Annotated in this window: 10 protein-coding genes; 8 read left to right on the top strand and 2 right to left on the bottom strand. The window is 48.9% G+C overall.

Going from position 1 to position 23697, the window contains the following annotated elements:
- Positions 1 to 48 precede the first annotated feature (48 nt).
- Positions 49 to 11124 carry a DUF7507 domain-containing protein gene (locus MLD56_RS23100; protein WP_029514572.1) on the bottom strand — a complete coding sequence of 3692 codons (11076 nt, stop codon included), beginning with the start codon at positions 11122 to 11124 and terminating at the stop codon, positions 49 to 51.
- A 433-nt stretch (positions 11125 to 11557) separates the two neighbouring features.
- Here MLD56_RS23100 and hpf point away from each other — a divergent pair, with 433 nt between their 5' ends.
- The 4 genes from hpf (at position 11558) to MLD56_RS23080 (ending at position 17599) form a co-directional block, all read left to right on the top strand.
- Entirely contained in the window at positions 11558 to 12112 is a 555-nt protein-coding gene (gene hpf, locus MLD56_RS23095) for a ribosome hibernation-promoting factor, HPF/YfiA family (RefSeq protein WP_029514571.1), read from the top strand.
- A gap of 413 nt (positions 12113 to 12525) precedes the next feature.
- Positions 12526 to 14976 carry a preprotein translocase subunit SecA gene (gene secA / locus MLD56_RS23090; RefSeq protein WP_029514570.1) on the top strand — a complete coding sequence of 817 codons (2451 nt, stop codon included), beginning with the start codon at positions 12526 to 12528 and terminating at the stop codon, positions 14974 to 14976.
- A 512-nt stretch (positions 14977 to 15488) separates the two neighbouring features.
- Positions 15489 to 16602 (top strand): peptide chain release factor 2 gene (prfB, locus tag MLD56_RS23085; RefSeq protein ID WP_241113432.1). Its coding sequence is split into 2 segments (ribosomal slippage): positions 15489 to 15560 and positions 15562 to 16602, totalling 1113 coding nucleotides; the frame shifts between segments, so codons are not numbered across the junction.
- A 97-nt stretch (positions 16603 to 16699) separates the two neighbouring features.
- The gene (locus tag MLD56_RS23080) at positions 16700 to 17599 is read left to right on the top strand and encodes a YitT family protein (protein WP_029514568.1); all 900 of its coding nucleotides are present in this window, start codon (positions 16700 to 16702) and stop codon (positions 17597 to 17599) included.
- A 99-nt stretch (positions 17600 to 17698) separates the two neighbouring features.
- Here the strand turns inward: MLD56_RS23080 and MLD56_RS23075 are convergent, their stop codons facing one another.
- Positions 17699 to 18613, bottom strand: a complete 915-nt coding sequence (locus tag MLD56_RS23075; protein WP_049816854.1) for an SMP-30/gluconolactonase/LRE family protein — start codon at positions 18611 to 18613, stop codon at positions 17699 to 17701.
- A gap of 416 nt (positions 18614 to 19029) precedes the next feature.
- Between MLD56_RS23075 and argC the strand changes: the two genes are divergently transcribed.
- From argC to MLD56_RS23055, 4 genes are all read left to right on the top strand, one after another.
- Complete coding sequence (argC, locus tag MLD56_RS23070) at positions 19030 to 20079, top strand: N-acetyl-gamma-glutamyl-phosphate reductase (protein WP_029514566.1); 1050 nt, start codon at positions 19030 to 19032, stop codon at positions 20077 to 20079.
- Between the two features lie 105 nt (positions 20080 to 20184).
- A complete protein-coding gene (argJ, locus tag MLD56_RS23065; protein ID WP_029514565.1) occupies positions 20185 to 21411 on the top strand; it encodes a bifunctional glutamate N-acetyltransferase/amino-acid acetyltransferase ArgJ in 1227 nt (408 codons plus the stop codon).
- 118 nt (positions 21412 to 21529) lie between these two features.
- Positions 21530 to 22369: an acetylglutamate kinase gene (gene argB / locus MLD56_RS23060; RefSeq protein ID WP_029514564.1), complete on the top strand. Its 840-nt coding sequence runs from the start codon at positions 21530 to 21532 to the stop codon at positions 22367 to 22369.
- A gap of 55 nt (positions 22370 to 22424) precedes the next feature.
- Positions 22425 to 23687 (top strand): acetylornithine transaminase, encoded by a 1263-nt coding sequence (locus tag MLD56_RS23055; RefSeq protein ID WP_029514563.1) that lies wholly within the window; start codon positions 22425 to 22427, stop codon positions 23685 to 23687.
- The last annotated feature ends 10 nt before the right edge of the window (positions 23688 to 23697 follow it).

Below are 23697 nucleotides of genomic sequence, written 5' to 3'. Positions count from 1 at the left end.
TAAAAAAGCCCCTTACCCGGTGGTAAGGAGCTCAACGCAACAGAACATTTACTCTAGAGAACCATCAAAGTCAGCCATCTCCACAAAAATGGTATTGGAGGAGGCAGATTGATTCTCTACACTTCCGTCTGGATAGCGGAATTGATAGCGCAGGATGACCTGGGCGATCAGATACGCGCGGAGCGCAGATTCGATGTCGAAAGAAAAGATGATGACGGCTTTGTGGTCTGGGTCAAGCCGACCTAACGGAATACCTTGGAGCAGGTTAGGATGCGGAAGCGGCAAAGAATTCACGGTGACCGTTCGCAGCAAAATGAAATCTTCGGCTGCAAATGGTGCAGTGAGCAAGAGCTCTTCCAGTGGAGTATTGCCGATGTTTTCCACATGGACGGTGAAGGACAGGGTATCTTCTTGGCCGACACGCAGAGCGCTGGAGCTAAGCGTGAGTTTAGGAATGGCTGCCATAACGGTCACGCCAACGGTGTTGGTCTGGGAGGTTTCCTGGATGGTCTCTCCTCCACTACGACGTGAGGTATATTCGATGATGGCCTGGTTGCTGAATGTTCCATCGGCAGGTGCTTCACGAATTTGCGCCTGAAGCGTAAGGGTGAGCTTCTCCCCTGGTGCAATATCCGGGAGCGTGATACCTGCGACGGGATTAGCACCTGGCTGTGCTTTTTCTTGGATAGTTAGGCTGTTGGGTACATAAATGAGTCCATGCGGCAACGGGTCCGTGAACAACGGATATTGTGCAGTGATCCCCCCTTTGTTAGTAATCTGAATGGTGAAGGTGAGTGTGTCGCCTACAGAGGCATCTGTGGTGTTCACCTTTTTAACTAATTCGAGCAGTGGGGATACAATTGGGATCGTAACGGCTTTGGTAGTCAATGTCCCTGATACGACTCTTCCTCCAGGTAGCGTAAACGAGTAGGCAAAGGCAGCTTGATTTACGATGTAGCCGGATGGATGCGTCTCTGATACGGTCACTTGATAAGTCAATGTCAATGACTGACCTGGTTCCACATACCCTAGGCTAACACCGATAGTTGGATCGGCTCCCGACAGTGATTGACCGTTCAACTGTATGCTGTCAGGAATCAACAGAGTCCCGGCAGGAATGAAATTTTGCAGTGTAACTTCGGATGTTACGTTGCCGAAGTTGTTGAGCAGTACCGTATAGGTAAGACCTTCTCCTGCGATGGCCTCCGTATTTTCCGTGGAGATACTTGCGGCAAGCTGTGGATCGAAAACAGCTATAGTCACGGTATTGCTGGTAACCTCGCTAGCACCGTCACTGCCAGCATATTGAAGCCGCACGCTATTGTTTAGACGTCCTCCGAGAGGCAGAGACTGAACGTTCACGCTGTAGGATACATCAATTGTCTGTCCTGCCTGCAAGCTGCCGATAAATAATGGTTCACCCGGCTTGCTAGAAGCAGGTGGAGAACCGCTAATTCTCAAGCTATCCGGGTTTATGATGGTTCCATTCGGTACGTAATCGGCTAACACTACATCGGTAATGACCGAGCCTCCATCATTAACAAGAGTCAACTGATAAGGCACAGCATCGCCTAATGCGACAGTAGACACTGTTGTGCGTAGCACGGCTGACAAGGCTCCTTTAGCAGTAGGGGCTACTTTAACCGAGACAGAAGGTGAAGCAGTTACCAGATTCGTGCTTCGTCCGTCCGGCAGCTGGTAGGAGTAAGCCAGCGAAGCTTGATTCACCAGTGTGCCAGACTCGGAGGCACGAACGACAAGCGCGGAGAAGACGGTAGTCGTCTTTTCTCCTGGTGCGATAGTGCCTAGGGCAATGCCTTGCCCTGGACTGACGCCATATTGAGGGATTCCATTAACCGAAACAGAGCCAGGAACAAAAGAAAGCTCCGATGGCAGTGAGTCCGTTAACAAGCCAAATGCACCGATATTCCCAGTATTTTCTGCAATGATGGAATAGGTGATGCTTTGACCTGGCTGTACGCTCTCCGTGCTGGCTATTTTCGTCAGTTTCACTACAGGCTGAAGTAAGGCAATGGTGACAGCATTGGAGAAAATGGCACTCGCTTCTTCACCATTTGAGAGTAACAAGCGTGCCTGATTCGTACGTGGTCCTGGCTGTTCTGTCGCTGTGATACGGACATCAAAGGATATGACAGTCTTGGAATTCGCTTCTAATGGTGGCAAAGGTATGCCGGTGCCGGGATCGCTTTCTGCCACTGTAGATCCATTAATCTGAACTGAACCTGTAATAAACTCGATGTCTTCTGGCAAAGTATCCAGCAAACGGGCATCTTGCACGGTATTTGTATCCTCGTTGAAGATCACGAGTTCATACGTCAAGGTTTCGCCAGTAGTGGCGAAAGGTGAGCTTACGCTTTTACTTAATGTGATGTCTAGCGGTGACACGGCAACCTCAACAATGTTGGATAAACGGAAACCGCCTGCCTCTCGCCCATTTGGTGCATTAAAGCGATAGTCTACCTCGGCCTGATCAACCAGCAGTACGGTTGCAGGGATGGAAGATACCAGCACTTGGAAAGTGACAGTTGCCGATTGTCCTGGTGGTATGGCTGGAGTCGGGATGCCGGAAACCGGGCTTGCACCGGGAGCTGCAATGCCATTAATCGAGACGGTGTTGGGAAGGAATACAGAGCCGTCTGGAATATTGTCGCTTACCGTAGTTGAGGCTGCAATGTTACCCGTGTTGGATACGACAATCGTATAAGTGATGATATCTCCGACGGTGGCATTATTAGTATTGCTTGTTTTGACTGCTGTCAGGATCGGCTGGAAGACTGGAATAGTTACCACATTAGATGTTGAACTGCCAGTAAATGCCCCGCTGGTAAAGCTAACGGATGCCTGATTGGTTAATTGTGCCGATGTGGGCAAGAAATCGACTCGAGCCTGGAACGTAACGGTAGTAACGGCTCCAGGAGTGAGTGTACCGATAGCAATACCAAATCCCGGATTTCCATCAGGGAAGGAGGTTCCATTTACAGTAACACTGCCATTCGCAAAGGAGCTTCCTGCTGCAATGATATCTGAAACCACTATATTATTGGCGGTACTGATTCCATTGTTGGAAACGGCCAAGGTATAGGTGATGATATCGCCGACAATGGCGTCTGTAGCTGCTGTTCCTTTGACAATGCTCACATCTGGTGAGGATACAGAGATACTAACTGTGTTGGATACAGCAGATCCGGATACTGTTCTGCCATCTGGTGGTTGGAAAGTGAATGAGCCTGATGCCTGATCGACCAGTACCTGTGGATTAGGCAGAGTATTGATAACGGTTTGGAACGTTACGGATACCGTTCCGCCTGGCAACACGGATCCAACGGGAACGCCAGTTTCGATGGACAATCCAGGTTGCGGACTGCCAGCAATGCTGACACTGTTGGCAAGGAAAGTCGATCCGGCTGGGATGTCATCGCTGATGGTAAGTGCTGCTGCAATATTGCCGCTATTCACGGCCGTAATCGTGTACGTCAGTGTATCGCCGACGGAGGCGTTAAGAGTGCTGGATGCTTTAGTAATTGCAATTAACGGTTGGAACACAGGTACGATGAGTGGATCGGAAAAGGCAGTGCCAGTGAACGTTCCGCTAGTAAACGTGACGGCTGCAATATCTGTGAGCAGGGGTGGCTGCGGCAAAGACTGGACAGTCGTTTGGAAACTGACGACGAATGTATTTCCAGGTGCGACGTTTCCAATGGCAATTCCAGCAACCGGAGAGGTATTAGGGAAGGCTACTCCGTCGATGAGGACACTGCCCGGAACGAAGGAGGTACCTGCAGGAATTGTATCGGTCACGACAGTATCTGTGACTGAATCCACACCGCTATTCGTGATGCTCAGTGTATATCTGATCGTATCTCCGACTACAGCGGCTGCCAGACTGGATGTTTTCGTCACCTGAATATTAGGTGCAGACACAGCAACATTGACTGTATTGGATGTGATGGAACCACTCAGCACCCTGCCATCTGGTGGTGAGTACGTAAAGTTAGCTTGCCCTTGGTCGGTCAATATAGGCGGAGTTGGTAGAGACGAGACGATGGTTTGGAAGCTCACTGTAATACTGCCTGAAGGGGCCAGTGATCCGAGCGTTATGCCTGTAACTGGCGAAGCTCCCGGCACAAGGATGCCGTTAACAACGACGCTGTTAGGCAGTAGTTCGGAGCCGGCAGGGATATTATCCGACAGCACAGGTATAACGGCAATATTTCCGGTATTAGTGAGCGTCAGGGTGTAGACCAATGTTGAGCCGATTTGTGTGTTGACGGTGTTGACGGTTTTGGTCAGGCCGATGATCGGCTGATAAACAGGCAAGGTAACCGGATCGGATTGCGAAGACGTGGTCAACGCGCCTGAAGTAAAGCTGACGGTCGCTTGATTGGTTATTTGCGGCGGCTGCGGCAGACTAACGACGGAGACCTGGAATGTAACGGCTGCCGAACCACCTACTGCAATGGTACCTACAGGGATACCGGAGCTTGGCGACGCAGCAGGTACCGAAGTTCCATTCACGGTTACGCTACCCGGAACAAAGCTGGTGCCGGGCGGCAGTTGATCAGATACAACGGCATTGACGACTTGACTGATTCCGTTATTCGTAGCGACCACAGTATACGTAATGGTATCTCCGACTACGGCATCTGTAGCGGAGGCTGTTTTGATAACGTCCACATCTGGCGAAGAGACCGAGACGGTCACGGACGGAGATACTGCACTTCCAGTCAGGACACGACCATCTGGTGGTTGATAGCTGTAAGCTGCGGTCGCCTGATTGACCAATGTACCTGATGCGGGCAGTGAGGTAATGACTGTCTGAAAGGTCAGAGTGACGGTCGTAGCTGCACCTATGATACCTAATGGGATCCCAACACTTGGATCTGAACCAGGTGCTGCGGTGCCATTGATCACTACACTATTAGGTATAAAAGCAGCCCCTGCCGGAATGGGATCACTAAGTACGGTATCTGCACCGATGTTTCCAGAGTTTGTAACGGAGAATGTATAGGTTACAGTATCTCCAACCGTAGCTCTTCCCGTTCCCGCGCTTTTAGTTACAGTGACGATCGGTTGATACACAGGGATGGTAACGGGATTGGATACCGAAAATCCATTAAATGCACCTGAAGTAAAGCTGACGGTTGCTTCATTGGTGATGGACGCCGGTGACGGCAGGGATTGTACGTTAAGCAAAAAGCGAATCGTGGCTCCGCCACCAGCTCCAAGCGTTCCGACAGGAATGCCGTTTTGTGGGTTGGCTGTAACAACAGGAGTACCATTAATTGTAACGCTGCCCGGGACAAAGGCGGTTCCGAAAGGAATGGTGTCCGTAACGATTACGCTAGTAACCGGATCGAGTCCGTTATTGAACGCAGTTATGACATATGGGACAGAATCGCCGACGACAGCGACAGCCACCTCAGCTGCCTTCGTGACTGTTACATTCGGTGACGAGATTGGAATGGATACAGGCAGGGCTGCTCCACTTCCAGTCAACGTTCGTCCATCTGGCAATTGGAACGTGTAGTTCACAGTGGCCTGGTTGGTCAGTATAGAGCCAGGTGGTACTGATATGACCACGGCGCTAAACGAGACGGTTACCGTCGCGCCTGGGGCGATTGAACCGATATTAATGCCTGTAATAGGGTCTGCTCCGGGAATGGGCGCACCGTTGACCAATACGCTATTTTGATTCAGGCTAAGCGAGCTGGATAACAGATCAAGCACGACCGTTTCTGCAGGCGCGTTGCCGGTATTGGTTACAGTGATGAAAAAACCAAGTGTATTCCCTACGGTAGCACGATCCGCACTGAGGGTATTGGTCACATTCAAGATCGGCTGTAATACAGGCAGGCTGACTTGATTCGAGACGGATTGACCTACAAAAGCCCCGGAATTAAAGGATACCGTTGCCTGATCTGTTGACAAACCTGATGCTGGCAAGGATGTTACTGTGGCCTGGAAGGTAACCGTTGCTGAGCTGCCAGCTGGAATAGTGCCTACGGACACACCTGTAGCAATGTTGGCTCCTGGTATAGTGATACCGTTGACTTGTACGGAGTTAGGTATAAAAGTAGTGCCATCAGCAATCGGGTCGATAAAGACCGTCCCTGTTACGGGTGTAATGCCGCTATTTGCTGCGTTAATGGTATACGTAATGGTATCACCGAAGGCTACAGAGGTCTGATTGACCGTTTTGGTCACGGTGACATTCGGATTGGATACAGGAATAAACACCGGATTCGATTGTACGCTTCCATTTAATGTCCGACCGTCAGGTGGCTGGAAGGTGAATGTGGCCGAACCTTGATTTAACAGACCCAGGCCAGTGGGGACAGCGTTAATGACCACTTGAAAGGTAAGGGCGACAGAAGCTCCCGCTGCAATGTTTCCGACCAATACCCCTGATTGAGGAGTGGCTCCAGCAACAGGCAGACCGTTTACAGTGACGCTATTCGGTATAAAGGAGGAACCTGATGGAATAGCATCGGTGAAGGTGGCAGTTGCCGCCAAATTACCCGTATTTTGGGCGGTCAGTGTATAGACTACGGTATCGCCTACCGTTGCTTGACTCGTATTAGCAGTTTTAACGAGATTGATAATAGGTTGGTAAACGGGGACGACAACGGTGTTGGAGAGTGAGATGAAATTCAGTGTGCCGCTGGTAAAAGAGACCGTTGCCTGATCACTCAGTTGGGGTGGCTCAGGCAGGCTGTTAACGGACACGGAAAAAGTGACCGTTGCTGACGCCCCGGCAGCGATAGAACCGACAGGAATCCCCGTTAAGGGGCTGGCTGACGGCAATGTTGTTCCATTTACAATAACCGAGCCAGGAACAAAAGTGGAACCCGACGGGATCGTATCGTTTACTCGAACATCCGTCACGGTTTCGATGCCACTATTGGTAGCTGTAATGGTATAGGTTATCGTATCACCGGGAACGGTGTCAGCCACCGAGGCGCTTTTACTGACCTGTACATTGGGCGATGATACAGGAATTGTGACAATATTGGACGAAACATTGCCGTTAACAATCCGGCCATCCGGCGGTTGAAAGGAAAAGCTGATATTCGCCTGGTCGGTGAGTTGGGGAGGTAAAGGCACGGAAGTAATCACCACCTGAAAAGTTGTTTGAGTTACGGCTCCGGGTGCAATGGAGCCAATAGACAGACCTGTTGCGGGACTGGCGCCCGGAGCAGGAGTACCGTTAACGACCACACTGTTCGGCACCAGTGCCGAGCCTGCGGGAATATTGTCTGTCAATGTGGCAGCAGCAGCTATGTTACCATTGTTGGTTACCGCCACGGAATACGTTACGATATCGCCAACCGTTGCCCGTAGGAGGTCAGCAGTTTTACTTACAGTTAGCACTGGAGCATTGACGGCTACTGTCACCGGGTTAGATACTGACACGCCTGAAAAAGCACCGCTGGTGTAGCTGACACGCGATTGATTGATGAGCTGCGGTGGACTTGGTAATGGAGAGGATACCGTTACCCTGAAGGTAATCGTAGCTCCCCCTCCAGCGGCAATGCTCCCAATTACGATACCTAAAGAAGGATCTCCACTGGCTATTGTGGAGCCATTCAGCGTTACGCTACCCGCAGTGAATTGAGAGCCGGCCGGGATAGGATCGGAAACGACCACATTGTTCACGGTCTGGATTCCGTTGTTAAGTACGGTCAGGGTGTATAATACCGAATCACCTGGAATGGCGGTGAAACGGTTTGCAGTCTTCGAAATGGACACATTCGGCGCAGACACAGGAATGGATAGCACGTTGGACGATGTGCTATCTGTTCGCACCCGCCCATCAGGCAACGTAAAGGAAATGGCGGCGGTGGCCTGGTCTGTCAGTTGAGATGGTGTTGGAAGAGAGGCTACTACGGTTTGGAATGTCAGTGTGATAGGGCTTTGCGGCGACACGGTTCCGATGAAAATGCCTGCTGCTGGACTGGCTCCAGGCTGACTAACACCATTGATTACTACGCTGTTCTCCATAAATGTGGAACCGGCAGGAATAACATCTGTCAGCGTTACAGAAGCATTATAGTTACCGTTGTTCGCGACCAACAATGTATACAGAATTGTGTCGCCTATCGTAGCTACTGTTGTATTTGCAGATTTGACCACACTGATACGAGGCTGATAAACCGGCACAGAGACGGTATTCGTCTGGGATGTTCCGGTAAAAGCACCGCTGGTGAAGCTGACACTGGCTGTGTTTTGCAGCGGCTGTACGGACGGAACGGCGTTGACTAGCACGGCATAGGACACCTGCACGGATGCGCCTGCGCCAATGGTACCGACTGGAATGCCACTTCTTGGATCGACTGTGCTCACAGGTGAACCACCGACGGTTACGCTTCCGGGTACAAATGACACGCTGCCGGGGAGTGGATCGGTAATCACGGTGTTTGTGATGGGGTCAATTCCGTTATTAACGGCGTTCACGCTGTAGGTCAGCGTTTCGCCAACACTAACGGATGTGAATCCCGCAGATTTGGTTACGGCTACGTTGGGAAGCGAAATCGATACGGAAACAATATTGGAGAGAAGCGAGCCTGACAGGGTTCTCCCGTCTTGCAACTGATATGAATATTGGAGCAGGCCCTGATCGTTTAACCCACCCCCGGGTGGTAGGGAATCCACTGTCGTCCGGAATGAGACTGTAATTTGTGCACCAGGGCTTACGGTGCCCACTGAAATTCCCGTATTAGGATTGGCACCCGGCACTGAGGACCCGCCGACAATGACGCTTCCGGGAATAAAGGTGGAGCCTGTCGGTACAGTTTCCGTCAAGGTTGTGTTTAATACGGCTGTTCCGGTATTGGCGATGAGGAATGAATAAGTAATTATTCCGCCAACGCTGGCACGGTTGGAGCTTGCGTTCTTGGTAATTGTCGGCGCTGCGATAACGACAGGTATGGTTACAAGATTGGACAAAGATGATCCGGTAAAGGCTCCAGAAGTGAAGCTGACAGTTGCACGATTGTTGATCTGTGCAGGAGAAGGCAGAGAATTAATGGCTGCCCGAAATACAACCGTAACCGATGCGCCTGGAGCTAAAGTACCGATCGGAATGCCGTTCACAGGTGTAGCAGTCGCAGAAGCAGTTCCGTTCACGGTGACGCTACCAGGTACAAAGGCAACTCCGTTTGGCAGCGGATCGGTAACGACTACATTGGTCACATTGGCGATTCCGTTGTTTGTGGCGGTTAGGGTAAACTGAACAGTCTCTCCGACTGCGGCTGCTGCCAGAGAAGAGGCCTTTGTCACGGTCACATTTGGTGAGGAGACGGGAATGGTGAGCGTGTTGGACGTCCCGCTTCCGTTCAATACACGTCCGTCAGGTGGTGTGAAGGTATACGTGTAAGCCGCCTGATCGGTCAAATTACCAGAGGCGGGAACCACATTGACCAGGGTCTGGAAGGTCACGGGTATAGTGGCACCTGTATTAATCGTTCCTACTGAAAAACCAGTAGCGGGATTGGCAGCAGGCACGGAGGAACCGCCAATGGTCACACTACCCGGTATGAAGGATGATCCGGCGGGAATGCTCTCCGAAAAGCTGAGATTTGCAGCAATGCTGCCCGTGTTGGATATTTGAAACGTGTACGTAATCGTATCTCCGACTGTAGCAGCCGTTGTATTGGCACTTTTAACAATCCCGATGACGGGCTGGTAGATCGGTGTACTGGCAGTGTTGGACGGAACGTTGCCAGAAATGACAGGCCCTCCAGGTACAGTTTGGAAGGAAAAGGATGCGGATGCCTGATTACCTAGCTGGGTGTTTGCTGGCAATGACGTGACGGTTGCACGGAATGTAATGGTCACCGTGGAAGCAGGGGCTACACTGCCCACTGTGATACCTGTAGCGGGATTGGCCGTTGGCTGGGCTGTGCCCGCGACAACAACACTGCCAGGTACGAAGGTAGCCCCGGCTGGTATGGTATCGGTAAGTACTGTGTTGGAAGCACTGACGAGCCCCGTATTCGAAATGTTAACCGTATAGGTAACTGTATCGCCAATAACCAATCCTGTAGAGCTGGCAGTTTTGGTCAGGGTCACCAGCGGAGCATTGATATCAATTTGAATGGCATTGGCATTTACAGTGTAAATGTCGCCATTGGTTGTCAGCTGGAGGACACCTGTCGTTTGGCTGTTGAGCAGCGTGGAGGAAATATCGACATTGGTAATGTCCCAGCCTTGCCGCCCGCCGGTCACCTGCGTTCCAGGTGTCCCATTTACGGCATTAGTTGTACCGAAGGTCCCGGTCGTGACCAATGTACCGTCATCTCCGTTTATTTGCGAAGCGAAAAAATTAGTCGAAAAATTATTAGGCCCAGACAGCGCAGTCAAACTGGATGTGGTAGGTCCAAACAACGCACGGTCACCAGTGATGTCCACGTCACCCTCTTGGGCGCTAATCAGTGCCCTGCCGCGCAGAGTTCCCTGTACAGGAGTGGCAAAGCCACTCACTACAACGTTGACTGAGCCAGTAGCACTGCTGACCCCCTCACCGCCTACACGCAGCGACAGGTTACGGAAGGGCAGAGATGGGTTATTGTACACCACAGCCAGCGTCCAGCCGGCATGGTTGGTGTTGGTGGAATCCGGAACCGTGATGGTGCCCGTCACATTTCCGACCGTGTATGCCCCTGCACCGCCTTGAATAACCAGATTTGTGACATTCGCTGTTCTCACATAGGTACTGAGACTGGTGACGTTGACTGATGTTGCAGATTCAGGGCTGACCGTGGTAGATAAAGCAGGTGTCTGAAATGTGACCGGGTTACTGGCGCTGGACAATACATTGGTGCTGCCGTTGACATAACTTCCTCCCCAAATAAGCTCAGCATACAGCACTGTACTGCCCGCAGGGAGCACAAGGAATGCTGTCGATGAGTTACTGGTAAAGGCAGAAGTCGTGCCGAATGGATACGTGCCGAAGCGAGAGGCTGTATTGGTTGTGATGAATGCGCCAATGCTGGTCGCTGTTCCCGGCGCTCCTACCGAATTAGAGCGTGCCAGCCCAAGTGTATTCCCTATAAAGGTGACAGCCCCCGTCTGGTTCGTTACGTAACGCTGAATAAAAGCCATGGATTAGCTTCCTACTTTCCATCTCTTCCAAATCCGTTATCTTGAGATCTCCGTATAGGAAGAGCCAGCTAGGCTGGGTGTAATAATCCTTTCGTATAAATTGTCTGAGTTGCAACCAGGCCTTGCATACCGTACAAGTCCATGTACCTGTCCAGCGGGAAAGGGACACCCCCTTTTTCGATAAAATCGCTTAGCATGAAGCCCAAAATAGTTGTTTGTCATGACGTCAGCGGAGCAATATTCGTATATGCACTCATTATTCACATATGTATGCAAGTCGATTTTAAACATACCTGTTTTCAAAGAATGACGTTATGGGAAGCGTTTTAGCGAAAAAAGAGGAATTTTGTAAAATAGCTTCGAAATGTTGGTCTCTTTTTTTACTTGGCGTTAACATATGTGCTATACTGAAGGGGCAAAGGAGGCGTGCCCTATGAACTTAACAGTACGAGGTCAACAGATCGAGGTTACCGACGCTTTGAAGGACTACGTTGATAAGAAATTCAGCAGACTTGAAAAGTATTTCGATGCACCCCCGACGTCTGATGGAAGTGTAACGTTAAGCACAACCAGAGATTTGCACACTGTAGAAGTAACCATTCCTTTGCCGGGGCTTGTACTCCGTGCCGAAGACGAGAGCGATGACATGTATGCATCCATTGATGCCGTGGTTGACAAGCTTGAACGGCAAATTCGCAAGCACAAAACCAAGCTAAACCGAAAATTCCGTCAGGAAGGCAGTTTGAAAACCCTTTTTGTGGAAGATCCGGCTGGTGGCGTGGCTGTCGCTGAAGATGCAGAACTGGATGAGCTGGAAGTTGTCCGCACCAAGCGTTTCTTATTGAAACCTATGGATGTGGAAGAAGCTATTCTTCAAATGAACATGGTTGGACATAATTTCTTTGTGTTTTCCAATATTGACAACGAAGAAGTTAACGTAGTTTACAAGCGCAATGATGGTAAATACGGTCTGATCGAACGGCAATAGCCTGTGGAGTAGGAACTTTTCACATTTTAAAATGAATAGAACGATTTCGATTGAAGCATGCTTCATGGATATTAGGAAAATGAAAACAACACGAGCCTTATCCTTGCGAACCTGGCGGGATAGGGCTCTTTTATATGTTTTTTTGTAAAAGTAAGGAAATTTCAACTTTAGATAAGTGTAATCGAGTTGTGTATTTCGTGCGTCAATTGTTTTGGTATCTTTAACCGGATGCAAATCTGGAGGCTGCTTGTGTTGCGGCATGTCCTACAAACTGTTACAATTTATGCAAAGAACATCGCACGATGGGCTGGTACAGCCGGGCCTGTCAAACATATCGGGAATCAATTTCATCATGGACCCTTTCTTATTGTGAAATTGATTCTATTAATTGTTTTGCGCGAAAGGGGTAAACCATGCTAGGAATTGTTAAGAAAATCTTCGGAGATACCAATGAACGTGATGTCAAGCGTTTAATGAAGACGGTTGAACTGATCAATAAGATAGAGCCGGATTTTGAAAAGCTCTCGGATGAGGAGTTGCAGGCGAAGACGGCGGAATTTAAAGCTCGGGTCGAACAAGGGACTACGGCTGAAGAAATTTTGCCGGAAGCTTTTGCTACTGTTCGCGAAGCGTCCAAACGGGTGCTGGGTAAACGTCATTATGACGTACAGATGCTCGGCGGTATTGCGTTGCATGAAGGTAAAATTGCCGAAATGAAAACCGGTGAAGGTAAAACACTGGTAGGAACACTGCCAGTTTATTTGAATGCTCTGTTGGGCAAAGGCGTGCACGTGGTTACGGTCAATGACTATTTGGCGCAACGTGACAGCGGAGAAATGGGACAGATTTATAACTTCCTAGGAATGTCCGTAGGGCTTAATTTGGCCAACATGGATCATGCTGCCAAGCAGGCAGCATATGCTTGTGACATCACATACGGTACAAACAACGAGTTCGGGTTCGATTATCTGCGCGATAACATGGTGCTTTACAAAGAGCAGATGGTACAACGTCCGTTGTTCTTCTGTATCATTGATGAAGTCGATTCCATTCTCGTCGATGAAGCTCGTACACCATTGATTATTTCAGGACAAGCTCAGAAATCGACAGAGTTGTATTTTGCGGCTGACCGCTTTGTGAAGAGCCTGAATGTTGAAGAAGATTACACTCTGGATATTAAGGTGAAGTCGGTTGCTTTGACCGAAAACGGCGTATCCAAAGCTGAAAATTTCTTTGGTCTTGAAAACTTGTACGATCAGGAAAGTGTTACAATCAATCACCACATTGTACAGGCATTGAAAGCTAATGCTATTATGCGTTTGGATGTGGACTATGTCGTGGCTGACGGTGAAGTCCTAATTGTCGATGAGTTTACAGGTCGTTTGATGGCTGGACGTCGTTACAGTGATGGTTTGCACCAAGCTATTGAAGCAAAGGAAAACATCATTGTACAAAATGAAAGCATGACATTGGCGACAATTACATTCCAAAACTATTTCCGTATGTACCGCAAATTGGCGGGTATGACGGGTACAGCTAAAACAGAAGAAGAAGAATTCAAAAAAATATATGGTCTGGAAGTGCTCCAAATTCCGACGAATAAGCCTAACCAGCGTGTAGATATGCCTGACATAGTGTACAAGAGCGTGAAAGGCAAATTCCATGCTGTGGTAGATGAAATCCTGGAGCGTAACAAAAAGAACCAGCCGATATTAGTAGGTACGGTTTCTATTGAAAACTCGGAGCTTCTTTCTGAAATGCTGAAACGCAAAGGCGTTCGTCACAAAGTACTTAACGCCAAGTATCATGCTGAGGAAGCTGAGATTATTTCCCGTGCAGGTGAAGCAGGCGCAGTTACCATCGCTACCAACATGGCCGGACGTGGTACTGACATCGTACTGGGTGAAGGCGTATCAGAACTTGGTGGTTTGCACATCATCGGTACAGAACGCCATGAATCCCGTCGTATTGATAATCAGCTTCGCGGACGTGCAGGACGTCAGGGTGATCCGGGCTCCACACAGTTTTACTTATCGCTGGGCGATGAGTTAATGAAGCGTTTTGGTGCGGACAACGTACTGAATATGATGGAGCGTTTGGGCTTCGAGGAAGACCAACCTATCGAGAGCCGTATGATTACACGTGCTATCGAATCAGCTCAAAAACGCGTCGAAGGCAACAACTTTGATCAGCGTAAAGTCGTTCTCCAGTATGATGATGTAATGAACCAGCAGCGTGCTATTATTTACAAACAACGCCGTGAGGTGCTGGAATCAGAGAACATCAAGGAAATTGTGTTTGACATGATCAAGCCTGTCATTGAGCGTGTAGTGGAAGCTCATTGCGGGGATGACATTCCTGAAAACTGGGAACTTGAAGAAGTAGCAGAGTATGTGAATAACAACCTGCTTGAGGAAAATACACTTACACGTGACGACCTGTGGGGCAAGGAAAAAGAGGAGATCGTGGATATGATCTTCGAAAAAGTTACCAACAGATACCACAGCCGTGAAGAAATGATTGGCGAAGATATGGTACGCGAGTTCGAGAAAGTTATCGTACTGCGTGCGGTCGATAGCAAATGGATGGACCATATTGATGCTATGGATCAATTGCGTCAAGGTATTCACTTGCGTGCTTACGGCGGTACCGATCCTCTGCGCGAGTATCAATTTGAAGGCTTCGAAATGTTCCATGCTATGATTGCTAGCATCCAAGAGGAAGTAGCGACATACATCATGAAAGCACAAATTGAATCCAATCAAGAGCGTCAGGCTGTCATCGACGAAGACAAAATCTCGACGAGTGGTGAACCAGCTGCTCCTAAAAAGAAATCCGCTCCTTCGCGTCCGCGTAGAAAATAACGGATTGAAATTAAGGGAGAGTCTTGAGATACACTATTCCCTGCAGTGCATATAATGGCAGGCGGCAGTTCAACCACTGACCGTCGGCCATTTTGTGCCATACAGGGGATGCACTGATGTTTTCAGCTTATAGTGTTTTTGTTGGAGGATCAGTTTGAATATTTTTTTCTTGAGAAGATTGTCCCTATTTCTATAATTATGACAAGCAAGCGGGTCTTAGCTTGCTTGTCAGTTAATTCAGCTCTTGACTCGGCTCACATACCTGAGCCGATTATTTAAAAGTCGTTTGACTTTACGGCGGTCGGTAGCGAAGCGGAGGATTTGAATCTGGAGAAGCGTCAGCGTTCGCCTTTGCAGTGAGATGCCCACCTTTGAATGTGTTAATCCAATCAAGGGCATCTCGCTGCAACAGCGATCGTAAGATCAAATCATTCGCGCAGCGTCTCTTCACCCAGCCGTAACTCACAACGCTTTTACTTCCCCTAACCATATATTAAAAGGAGAATGACATCATGATTGATCCAAGTGTAAAGCATGATTTGCGAGAAATAGGCAAGAAACTAACAAACCTTAGGGGGTCTCTTTGACTTAGATCTCAAACAGGAAATGATCGCAAACTTTGAAGTAAAGATGGCTGCACCTGACTTTTGGGATGATAATGACAAGGCCCAAGGTGTAATAGCAGAAATGAACGCTGTTAAGTCTTCAGTAGACAGCTATGAACAGCTTCGTCAGGAATACGAAGACGCTGGCATGATGGCTGAGCTGGCTGATGAGGAAGGCGATGAAACACTGGCTGGAGAGATTGAGAATAGTGTCAGTTCTCTGCTGAGCAAGCTTCAGGAGTTTGAATTGCAATTGCTTTTGAATCAGCCGTATGACAAACTTAATGCCATCCTGGAGTTGCATCCGGGAGCAGGCGGAACGGAGTCCCAAGACTGGGGCCAAATGTTGCTACGGATGTATACACGCTGGGCAGAAAAACGGGGCTTTAAGGTAGAGACCCTGGATTATCTAGCAGGTGATGAAGCAGGGATTAAGAGCGTAACCCTTTTGATCAAAGGTTACAATGCCTACGGCTATTTGAAAGCAGAGAAAGGCGTGCATCGGCTTGTTCGTATCTCTCCATTTGATTCCTCCGGCCGTCGGCATACATCGTTCGTATCCTGTGATGTGGTGCCGGAAATTGCGGATGATGTGGACGTTGAGATCCGCACGGAAGATCTTAAAATTGATACGTACCGGGCCAGTGGTGCGGGCGGTCAGCATATTAATACGACCGATTCAGCCGTTCGGATTACGCATTTACCTTCCGGTATTGTCGTGACCTGTCAAAATGAACGCTCCCAGATCAAGAACCGAGAGCGTGCCATGACGATGCTCCGTTCCAAGCTCTACGAGCGTAAGATCGAAGAGCAGCGTCAGCATTTGGATGAAATCCGCGGAGAACAGTCCGATATTGCATGGGGCAGCCAAATTCGCTCCTACGTGTTCCATCCATACAGCATGGTTAAGGATCACCGTACTAGCGTGGGAACTGGCAACGTAGGGGCTGTCATGGATGGCGATCTCGATCCCTTCATCGATGGTTACCTGCGCAGCCAAATTAAGCTGGACGCAGAATAATAGCCTGTACGTTTTCCTACAGTCCGCAGACCATGTGCCTGCAGACTGTAGGAATTTTTGTGTAACGGTATTTTTTAATTAAAGGAGAACACGAATGATGCCTCAATTGAATCCTCCCGCTGCTCGCCGAAGACGACGCAAGCCTCTGATTGCCGCCAGCGGACCCGCACGCAACGTGACCGATATTTTGCTGATTATACTCGGCTCTTTCATTACAGCGCTGACCTTTAACATGTTCTTGCTCCCAAACCGGATTGCATCCGGGGGGGTATCGGGCTTGTCTATCTTGGGCGAGGAGCTGTTTGGCCTGGAACCAGCCTATACGCAGTGGGGAATGAATATTCCATTATTTATAGCAGGGGTCCTGCTGTTAGGGAAAAAATACGGTTTGCGTTCTCTGCTGGGAAGTATTATGCTGCCGCTATTCGTTTATGTTACGAAGGATTGGGCAGTTCCGACAACCAATCCGTTGCTGGCTTCGCTATATGGTGGAATCGGAGTAGGATTGGGTTTAGGTACCGTGTTTCGGGGCAGGGGCTCGACGGGTGGATTGGCTATTTTGGCGCAGATTATTCAAAAATATACGGGTTTTAGTCTTTCTCTCTGTGTTATGTTGATGGATGGCACGGTGATTACACTGGCTGGTTTCGCCCTCTCGCCGGAACGGGCGCTGTATGCGTTGATCGGCTTGTTTGTAACGGGTAAGGTCATTGATGCCGTGGAAATGGGATTGGGCTACTCCAAAGTGGCTTACATCATATCCAATCAGAAAGAAACGATCACGCAGGCTATTTTGCAGGATTTGGACCGAGGATTGACAGAGCTGGCAGGACGGGGCGGTTACACGAACGAAGAACGTCCTGTGCTTATGGTTGTAGTCGGACAAAACGAGGTAACTCGCCTTAAAACGCTCGTCCGCTTGGTAGACCCGGAAGCTTTTGTGATAATAAGTAATACTCGTGAGGTATTGGGTGAAGGGTTTAAGAAGGAAAGCTGAAACAAAGAGGGCCTTCTGGAGGCATGCTCTTAACTGAATCCATGCAGGAGAGCCCACTAATATAGTAGGCTCTTCTCTCTTCAGCATGCTTTACTAGATTCATTTTACCAATCGTTCAAGCCAATTTGCCGTTTGTCCTTGATTAAAATACGAGGTAGGCGTTCCTTTTACCCCTGTCTTGACCATAAATAGGCCGCCTGCTAAGGGTTGATCGGCACTATCATCATCTTGAGCAGTTGTAATATATAACTCATCCAGTTGTTCACCGCCAAAAGCGCACGAAGTCACACAATTGACGGGAAGCGACACCTCAGCAATCACTTCTCCATGAGCAGGATGGATACGGGAGACACGTTTACCACCCCATCTCGCGACCCACAACATGCCCTCTGCATCGATGGTCATGCCATCTGGATACCCTTCACTTTCATCCAATCTAGCCACCAGTTGCTTATTCCTAATAGTGCCTTGTACCACATCGTAATCGAAGGAGACGATCTCCAATGTTGGAGTATCAATGTAATACATTGTACGATGATCTGCGCTCCAGGCTAATCCATTAGATGTGGAAGCTTTATCAACCAGTAAGGAGACATCGCCTTTTGTACTCAGACTATACAATGCTCCTTGCGCATGTTCGCCATTTAGACTCATGGTTCCTGCTAAAAAACGTCCGGCAGGATCGCATTTTCCATCATTAAAACGATTACCTAGTCTACCTTCCTCAGGATCATGAATTAATACTTTGGCCCCTGTCTCAATATCTAAACAATATAGACCGCTAATCAGCGCTACGATCACTTTATTTTTGAGATAAGGTACAACTGCACCAATATGTTCACCAACATTTATTGTACGATCTGTGCATGTAAAAGGATCGTAGATATGCAATTGAAAGCCTTTAATATCGACCCAAAATAAACGTTGAAACCGCTGATCCCAGCTGGGACCCTCACCTAACTTTGCTTTTGCATCTATAACGATATTCGCTGTATATGTTTCGATGTGTAACACCCCTAACGTATAGGTTTATTTTCGACCCCAATTATCCGCTTCAGAGGTTCCTCTGAGCAGATTCACTAGATGCAGCCCATGTGATTTCCTCTTGTATGAGTGCTACATGTACTCCCTTCATGTTCAACAAGTCCATAAAGTGCAGCAAATGACCAATCGAGATGAACTCCAATAAGTGAGATCATTTAAAGGGAATATCCCCCTTATTCTTTATGCAAAATGGCAAGCTGTATTCAAGAAGTTCGCTGTCTATTTTTTATTTCCTTTATTATAGCTCGTACAGCTTGTCGGTCAAAAGAATAGACAAGAGCGCATATTTTAAATTAGGGGGAATAACATGACATGAGGTGTTGTATTTATATAAATAGAGTCGTATAATAATACATATTTCATACGAACGGAATGGAGGAAGGTCTGTGAGCAGCAAGTTAAAAGTGGCAATTGTCGGTTCCACCGGGTATGGCGGGGTGGAGCTGATTCGTTTTTTGGTTCATCATCCGCAAGTAGAGATTGTATCTGTTATTTCTTCGTCCAGCGCGGGTGTCCCAATCAGTGACGGATTTCCACATCTGACGGACATTGTAGTGCAGGATTTGGACGGTGTCGAAGTCCACGAAATTGCTGCTAAGGCCGATCTGGTTTTCACTGCTACGCCATCGGGCGTTAGTACCAAGTTAGTGCCGCAGCTTCTTGATGTCGGACTGAAGGTCATTGACCTTTCCGGGGACTTCAGGCTTCGAAGCGGGGAAACGTATGAAGCATGGTATAAAAAGCCTGCAGCTTCACCCGAATATCTCAAGCAAGCGGTATACGGACTCAGTGAGGTGTATGCAGAAAAGCTGGCGGGCGTTTCTTTTATTTCAAATCCGGGCTGTTATCCGACTGCAACATTGCTGGGGATTATTCCTGCGCTGAAAGCGGATTGGATCGACCATCGGTCGCTGATTGTGGATGCCAAATCCGGGGTATCCGGCTCGGGTAGGGGAACAAGCCTCGTTTCGCACTATGCGGAAATGAACGAGAATTTTAAGGCTTATAAGGTGAATAAGCACCAGCACATCCCTGAGATCGAACAGGTACTGGGCGATATTGCGGGCGAGGACGTTACGATTACGTTTACAACACAACTTGTTCCTATGACCCGAGGAATTATGAGTACGATTTATGTCACGCTGAAGGGTGACCATACAGATCAAGATCTTATCGGGTTATACCGGGATTATTATAAAGGCCATCCTTTTGTCCGTGTACGTGGCGAAGGTATATGGCCAGCAACGAAGGAAGTAATGGGTTCGAATTACTGTGACATCGGTTTTGCAGCAGATGCCCGAACCGGGCGTCTTACGATTATTTCTGTCATTGATAATGTTGTGAAGGGTGCCGCTGGGCAGGCGATTCAGAATTTAAATTTGATGATGGGATGGGAGGAGAACCTCGGGCTAGGCTTCATACCGGTATATCCGTAAGTAGCAAGTAACTGCAACATGGATACGGATAACGGCAGCGAGCGGGAATTTGGAATACAAACAGCTGTCATTCATCGAATATGTTGCGAACGAGGGCACATAATTATGGGCAAAGTAGAGTTTACAGTAGTGAACGGGGGTAACATCGTAACTCCGCGTGGTTTTACAGCCGGAGGATTACACTGCGGGCTAAAAAATTCGAACCGCAACGATATGGGCGCGATTCGTTGTGAGGTAGAAGCGACAGCTGCTGCGGTGTACACCACCAATGTGTTTCAGGCTGCACCGCTGAAGGTGACCCGCGAGAGCTTGGCAGATGGTCGATTGCAGGCAGTAGTGGTGAACAGCGGAAACGCCAATGCCTGCACGGGACAACAAGGAGAGCAGGATGCCTACGCTATGCGTTCGGCTGCGGCTCATGAACTGGGTGTTGCTGAGAGCAATGTAGCCGTCGCCTCGACAGGCGTGATCGGCGAGCATTTGAAAATGGATTGTGTGCTTGAAGGTATATCCTCCTTACCTGACCGTATGAACGGGGCAAACGATGGAGCAGAGCAATTTACCCAAGCCATTCTGACAACGGACTTGGTTAAAAAGGAAGCATGTGTGGCGGTTGAAGTGGACGGTGTGACCGTGCACATCGCCGGGGCGGCCAAGGGATCAGGCATGATACATCCGAATATGGCAACGATGCTCGCTTTTATGACCTGTGATGCAGTAATCGGACAGACGGCGCTTCATCAACTATTAAAGCAGGCAACGGATACCAGCTTTAATATGATTACGGTGGATGGGGATACGAGCACGAACGATATGCTGATTGCTATGGCAAGTGGGCTGGCTGGCAACCGTGAACTGCACGTAGGGCATCCCGATTGGGACGCTTTTGCCGAGGCGTTCACCTATATCTGCCGAGAACTGGCGAAGGCAATTGCTCGCGATGGAGAGGGTGCTACGAAGCTAGTAGAGGTGTCTGTAAGCGGAGCGGTAAGCGATGCGTCCGCTCAAGCGATAGCCAAGACGGTGGTTGGGTCTAGTCTGGTCAAGTCAGCCGTCTTCGGAGCAGATGCGAATTGGGGACGGATTATTGCGGCCGTAGGGCGTGCTGGAGAGCCGGTTAATCCAGATACGGTAGATATTCGCTTGGGTGATATTGTTGTGCTAAGCCAATCGAGTCCGGTCGCTTTTGACGAAGAAAAGGCGCTAGCCTATTTGCGGGGAGATACGGTGCAAATTATTGTTGATTTGCATCACGGGGACGGAACCGCTACAGCATGGGGCTGTGACCTAACCTATGATTATGTGCGGATTAACGCAGCTTATCGGACATAGATACCCGAATAAAATACGGATTGAATAAGGATAGTAGTTAATAGAAGCAAAGAGCGGATATAAGTCCAGCATCATTTAAAAATTGCACGGATATGCGGAGAAGAAAAGGAGAGATGATATGCAATCGGCAGTGGAACACGCGGATCAAGCGAATCATGCGGGAGTGGCACGTCGTAATTTTGTGATGAAATGCGGAGGAAGTACGCTGGCTGCGTTACCTGATTCCTTTTTTGAAGATTTGGCGCGTTTGCAGTCGGAAGGTCTTCAACCTGTCATTGTACATGGCGGTGGCCCTGCGATCTCCGACAACTTGGCGAAGCTGGGGATCGAAACAGAGTTCATTCATGGATTACGCAAAACGACCGAACCCGTGCTGGATGTCGTGGAGATGGTACTGGCGGGTAGCATTAACAAGCAGATTGTACGTAGAATAGGACTGCATGGGGGCCGAGCGTTGGGGTTGTCAGGTAGTGATGGTTATTTAATCGAAGCCAAGCCTGTGTCGAATGCTGCTGAGGTCGGTTGGGTCGGAGAGGTAACATCTGTTCAAGCCTCGATTATTACAGGTGTCCTGGATATGGACTATATGCCTGTTATTGCCCCCATCGGGATTGATCGATCTGGTCAGCGTTACAACATTAATGCGGATACAGCGGCGGGTGCGGTAGCCTCTCATCTGGGGGTCAGTCGGATGATCGTCGTTACAGATGTACCAGGCATATTGAAGAAGTATGGCGGAGAAAAGAAAGTGCTGGACTCTATCACCGTACAGGAAATTGAGGATATGATTAGCACAGGTGAAATATATGGGGGTATGATCCCGAAAGTGAGAGCGGCTATTGCCTGTATCCACGGCAAAGTGAAGGAAGTCGTCATTGTGAACGGTAGCGAACCGCAGGTACTAAGTCGTGTGCTAGGCGGAGAATCGATTGGAACACGCATCGTGCGTATGCAGTAATTGTAATATATATAGCTCGACCTATATAACCAAACGATAAAGGAGCGTGAACATAATGAGTAAGGAACCGAATACGCTGGTGAGCGAGGAAATGCCAAGTACGGATGGAAGTGGAGTGCAAGCGGAAATGGAGCCGGCAAAAACGCAGACAAATAGCTCTCTTTTTCCAAACTACGCAAGATACCCGCTTACACTGGTGAAAGGGCAAGGAAGCTGGCTGTGGGACGATCAGGGCAAGCGTTATCTGGATTTCATGTCAGGCATCGCCGTTACTAATTTGGGCCATGCGCCTCAAGCAGTAGCTGAACGATTGAAAAAACAGATCGATGAATTGTGGCATGTATCCAATCTGTTTCATATACCGGGGCAGGAACGGGCAGCTGCCTTGCTGACAGCCCATAGCAGCGCAGATGCCGTGTTCTTCTGCAACAGCGGGGCCGAAGCGAACGAAGCTGCAATTAAGCTGGCACGTCGTTACCACCAGAAGGTAAAGCAGACCGGTCGCTACGAAATTATTACGTTCACGCAATCCTTTCACGGACGGACGCTGGCAACCTTGACCGCTACGGGTCAGGACAAAGTGAAAGAAGGCTTTTTACCGCTTCCCGCCGGATTCAAAAGCGTTCCGCTTCATGATCAGGCTGCGCTCGAAGCAGCCATCAATGAGAATACAGCGGCAATTATGCTGGAAATGGTGCAAGCCGAAGGCGGCATGTATCCGGTAGACCCTGCTTTCGTAGATGTGATCACCAAGCTATGCCGCGAGCATGGTTTGCTGCTGATCATTGACGAAGTGCAAACAGGTATGGGACGGACGGGCAAGCTGTTTTCCTTTGAGCATTATGGTATAGAGCCGGATATCTTTACATTGGCGAAAGGACTGGGCAGTGGGTTCTCTGTGGGTGCGATGCTAGGCAAAGGATATTTGCGTGAAGCGTTCACAGCGGGCAGTCATGGTTCTACCTTTGGAGGTACGCCACTTGCTATGGCAGCGGTTCAAGCTACTATTGAAACGATTATTGATGACAAGCTGCCAGAACGTGCAGCTGAGATGGGAGATTACCTCTTCCATAGTCTGCAAAAGCAGCTTGGAGATAGTCCTTTTGTAAAGGATATCCGTGGAAAAGGTCTGATGGTCGGCATTGAGTGTGTAGAACCGGTAGCGGAGCTTGTTTTGGCAGGACAGAAGAAGGGCATTCTGTTCATTACAGCAGGACCGAACGTGATTCGTCTGTTGCCTAACTTGTATGTAACGAAAAACGAAATAGATCAGGCTGTAACATGGATTGCTGAATTGATTCGGGAGCATGTGGCTTAGTGTAAAGGTT

Source organism: Paenibacillus peoriae (assembly GCF_022531965.1).
GTDB lineage: Bacteria > Bacillota > Bacilli > Paenibacillales > Paenibacillaceae > Paenibacillus > Paenibacillus polymyxa_D.
The sequence above is the reverse complement of the archived record's forward strand: the minus strand, read 5'-3'. Positions and strand labels throughout refer to the sequence as shown.

Excerpts from the sequence above, each read along its gene's own strand:
- MLD56_RS23100 (WP_029514572.1), bottom strand. The coding sequence starts at position 11,124 with ATGGCTTTTATTCAGCGTTACGTAACGAACCAGACGGGGGCTGTCACC.
- hpf (WP_029514571.1), top strand. The coding sequence starts at position 11,558 with ATGAACTTAACAGTACGAGGTCAACAGATCGAGGTTACCGACGCTTTG.
- secA (WP_029514570.1), top strand. The coding sequence starts at position 12,526 with ATGCTAGGAATTGTTAAGAAAATCTTCGGAGATACCAATGAACGTGAT.
- MLD56_RS23080 (WP_029514568.1), top strand. The coding sequence starts at position 16,700 with ATGCCTCAATTGAATCCTCCCGCTGCTCGCCGAAGACGACGCAAGCCT.
- argJ (WP_029514565.1), top strand. The coding sequence starts at position 20,185 with ATGGGCAAAGTAGAGTTTACAGTAGTGAACGGGGGTAACATCGTAACT.
- argB (WP_029514564.1), top strand. The coding sequence starts at position 21,530 with ATGCAATCGGCAGTGGAACACGCGGATCAAGCGAATCATGCGGGAGTG.
- MLD56_RS23055 (WP_029514563.1), top strand. The coding sequence starts at position 22,425 with ATGAGTAAGGAACCGAATACGCTGGTGAGCGAGGAAATGCCAAGTACG.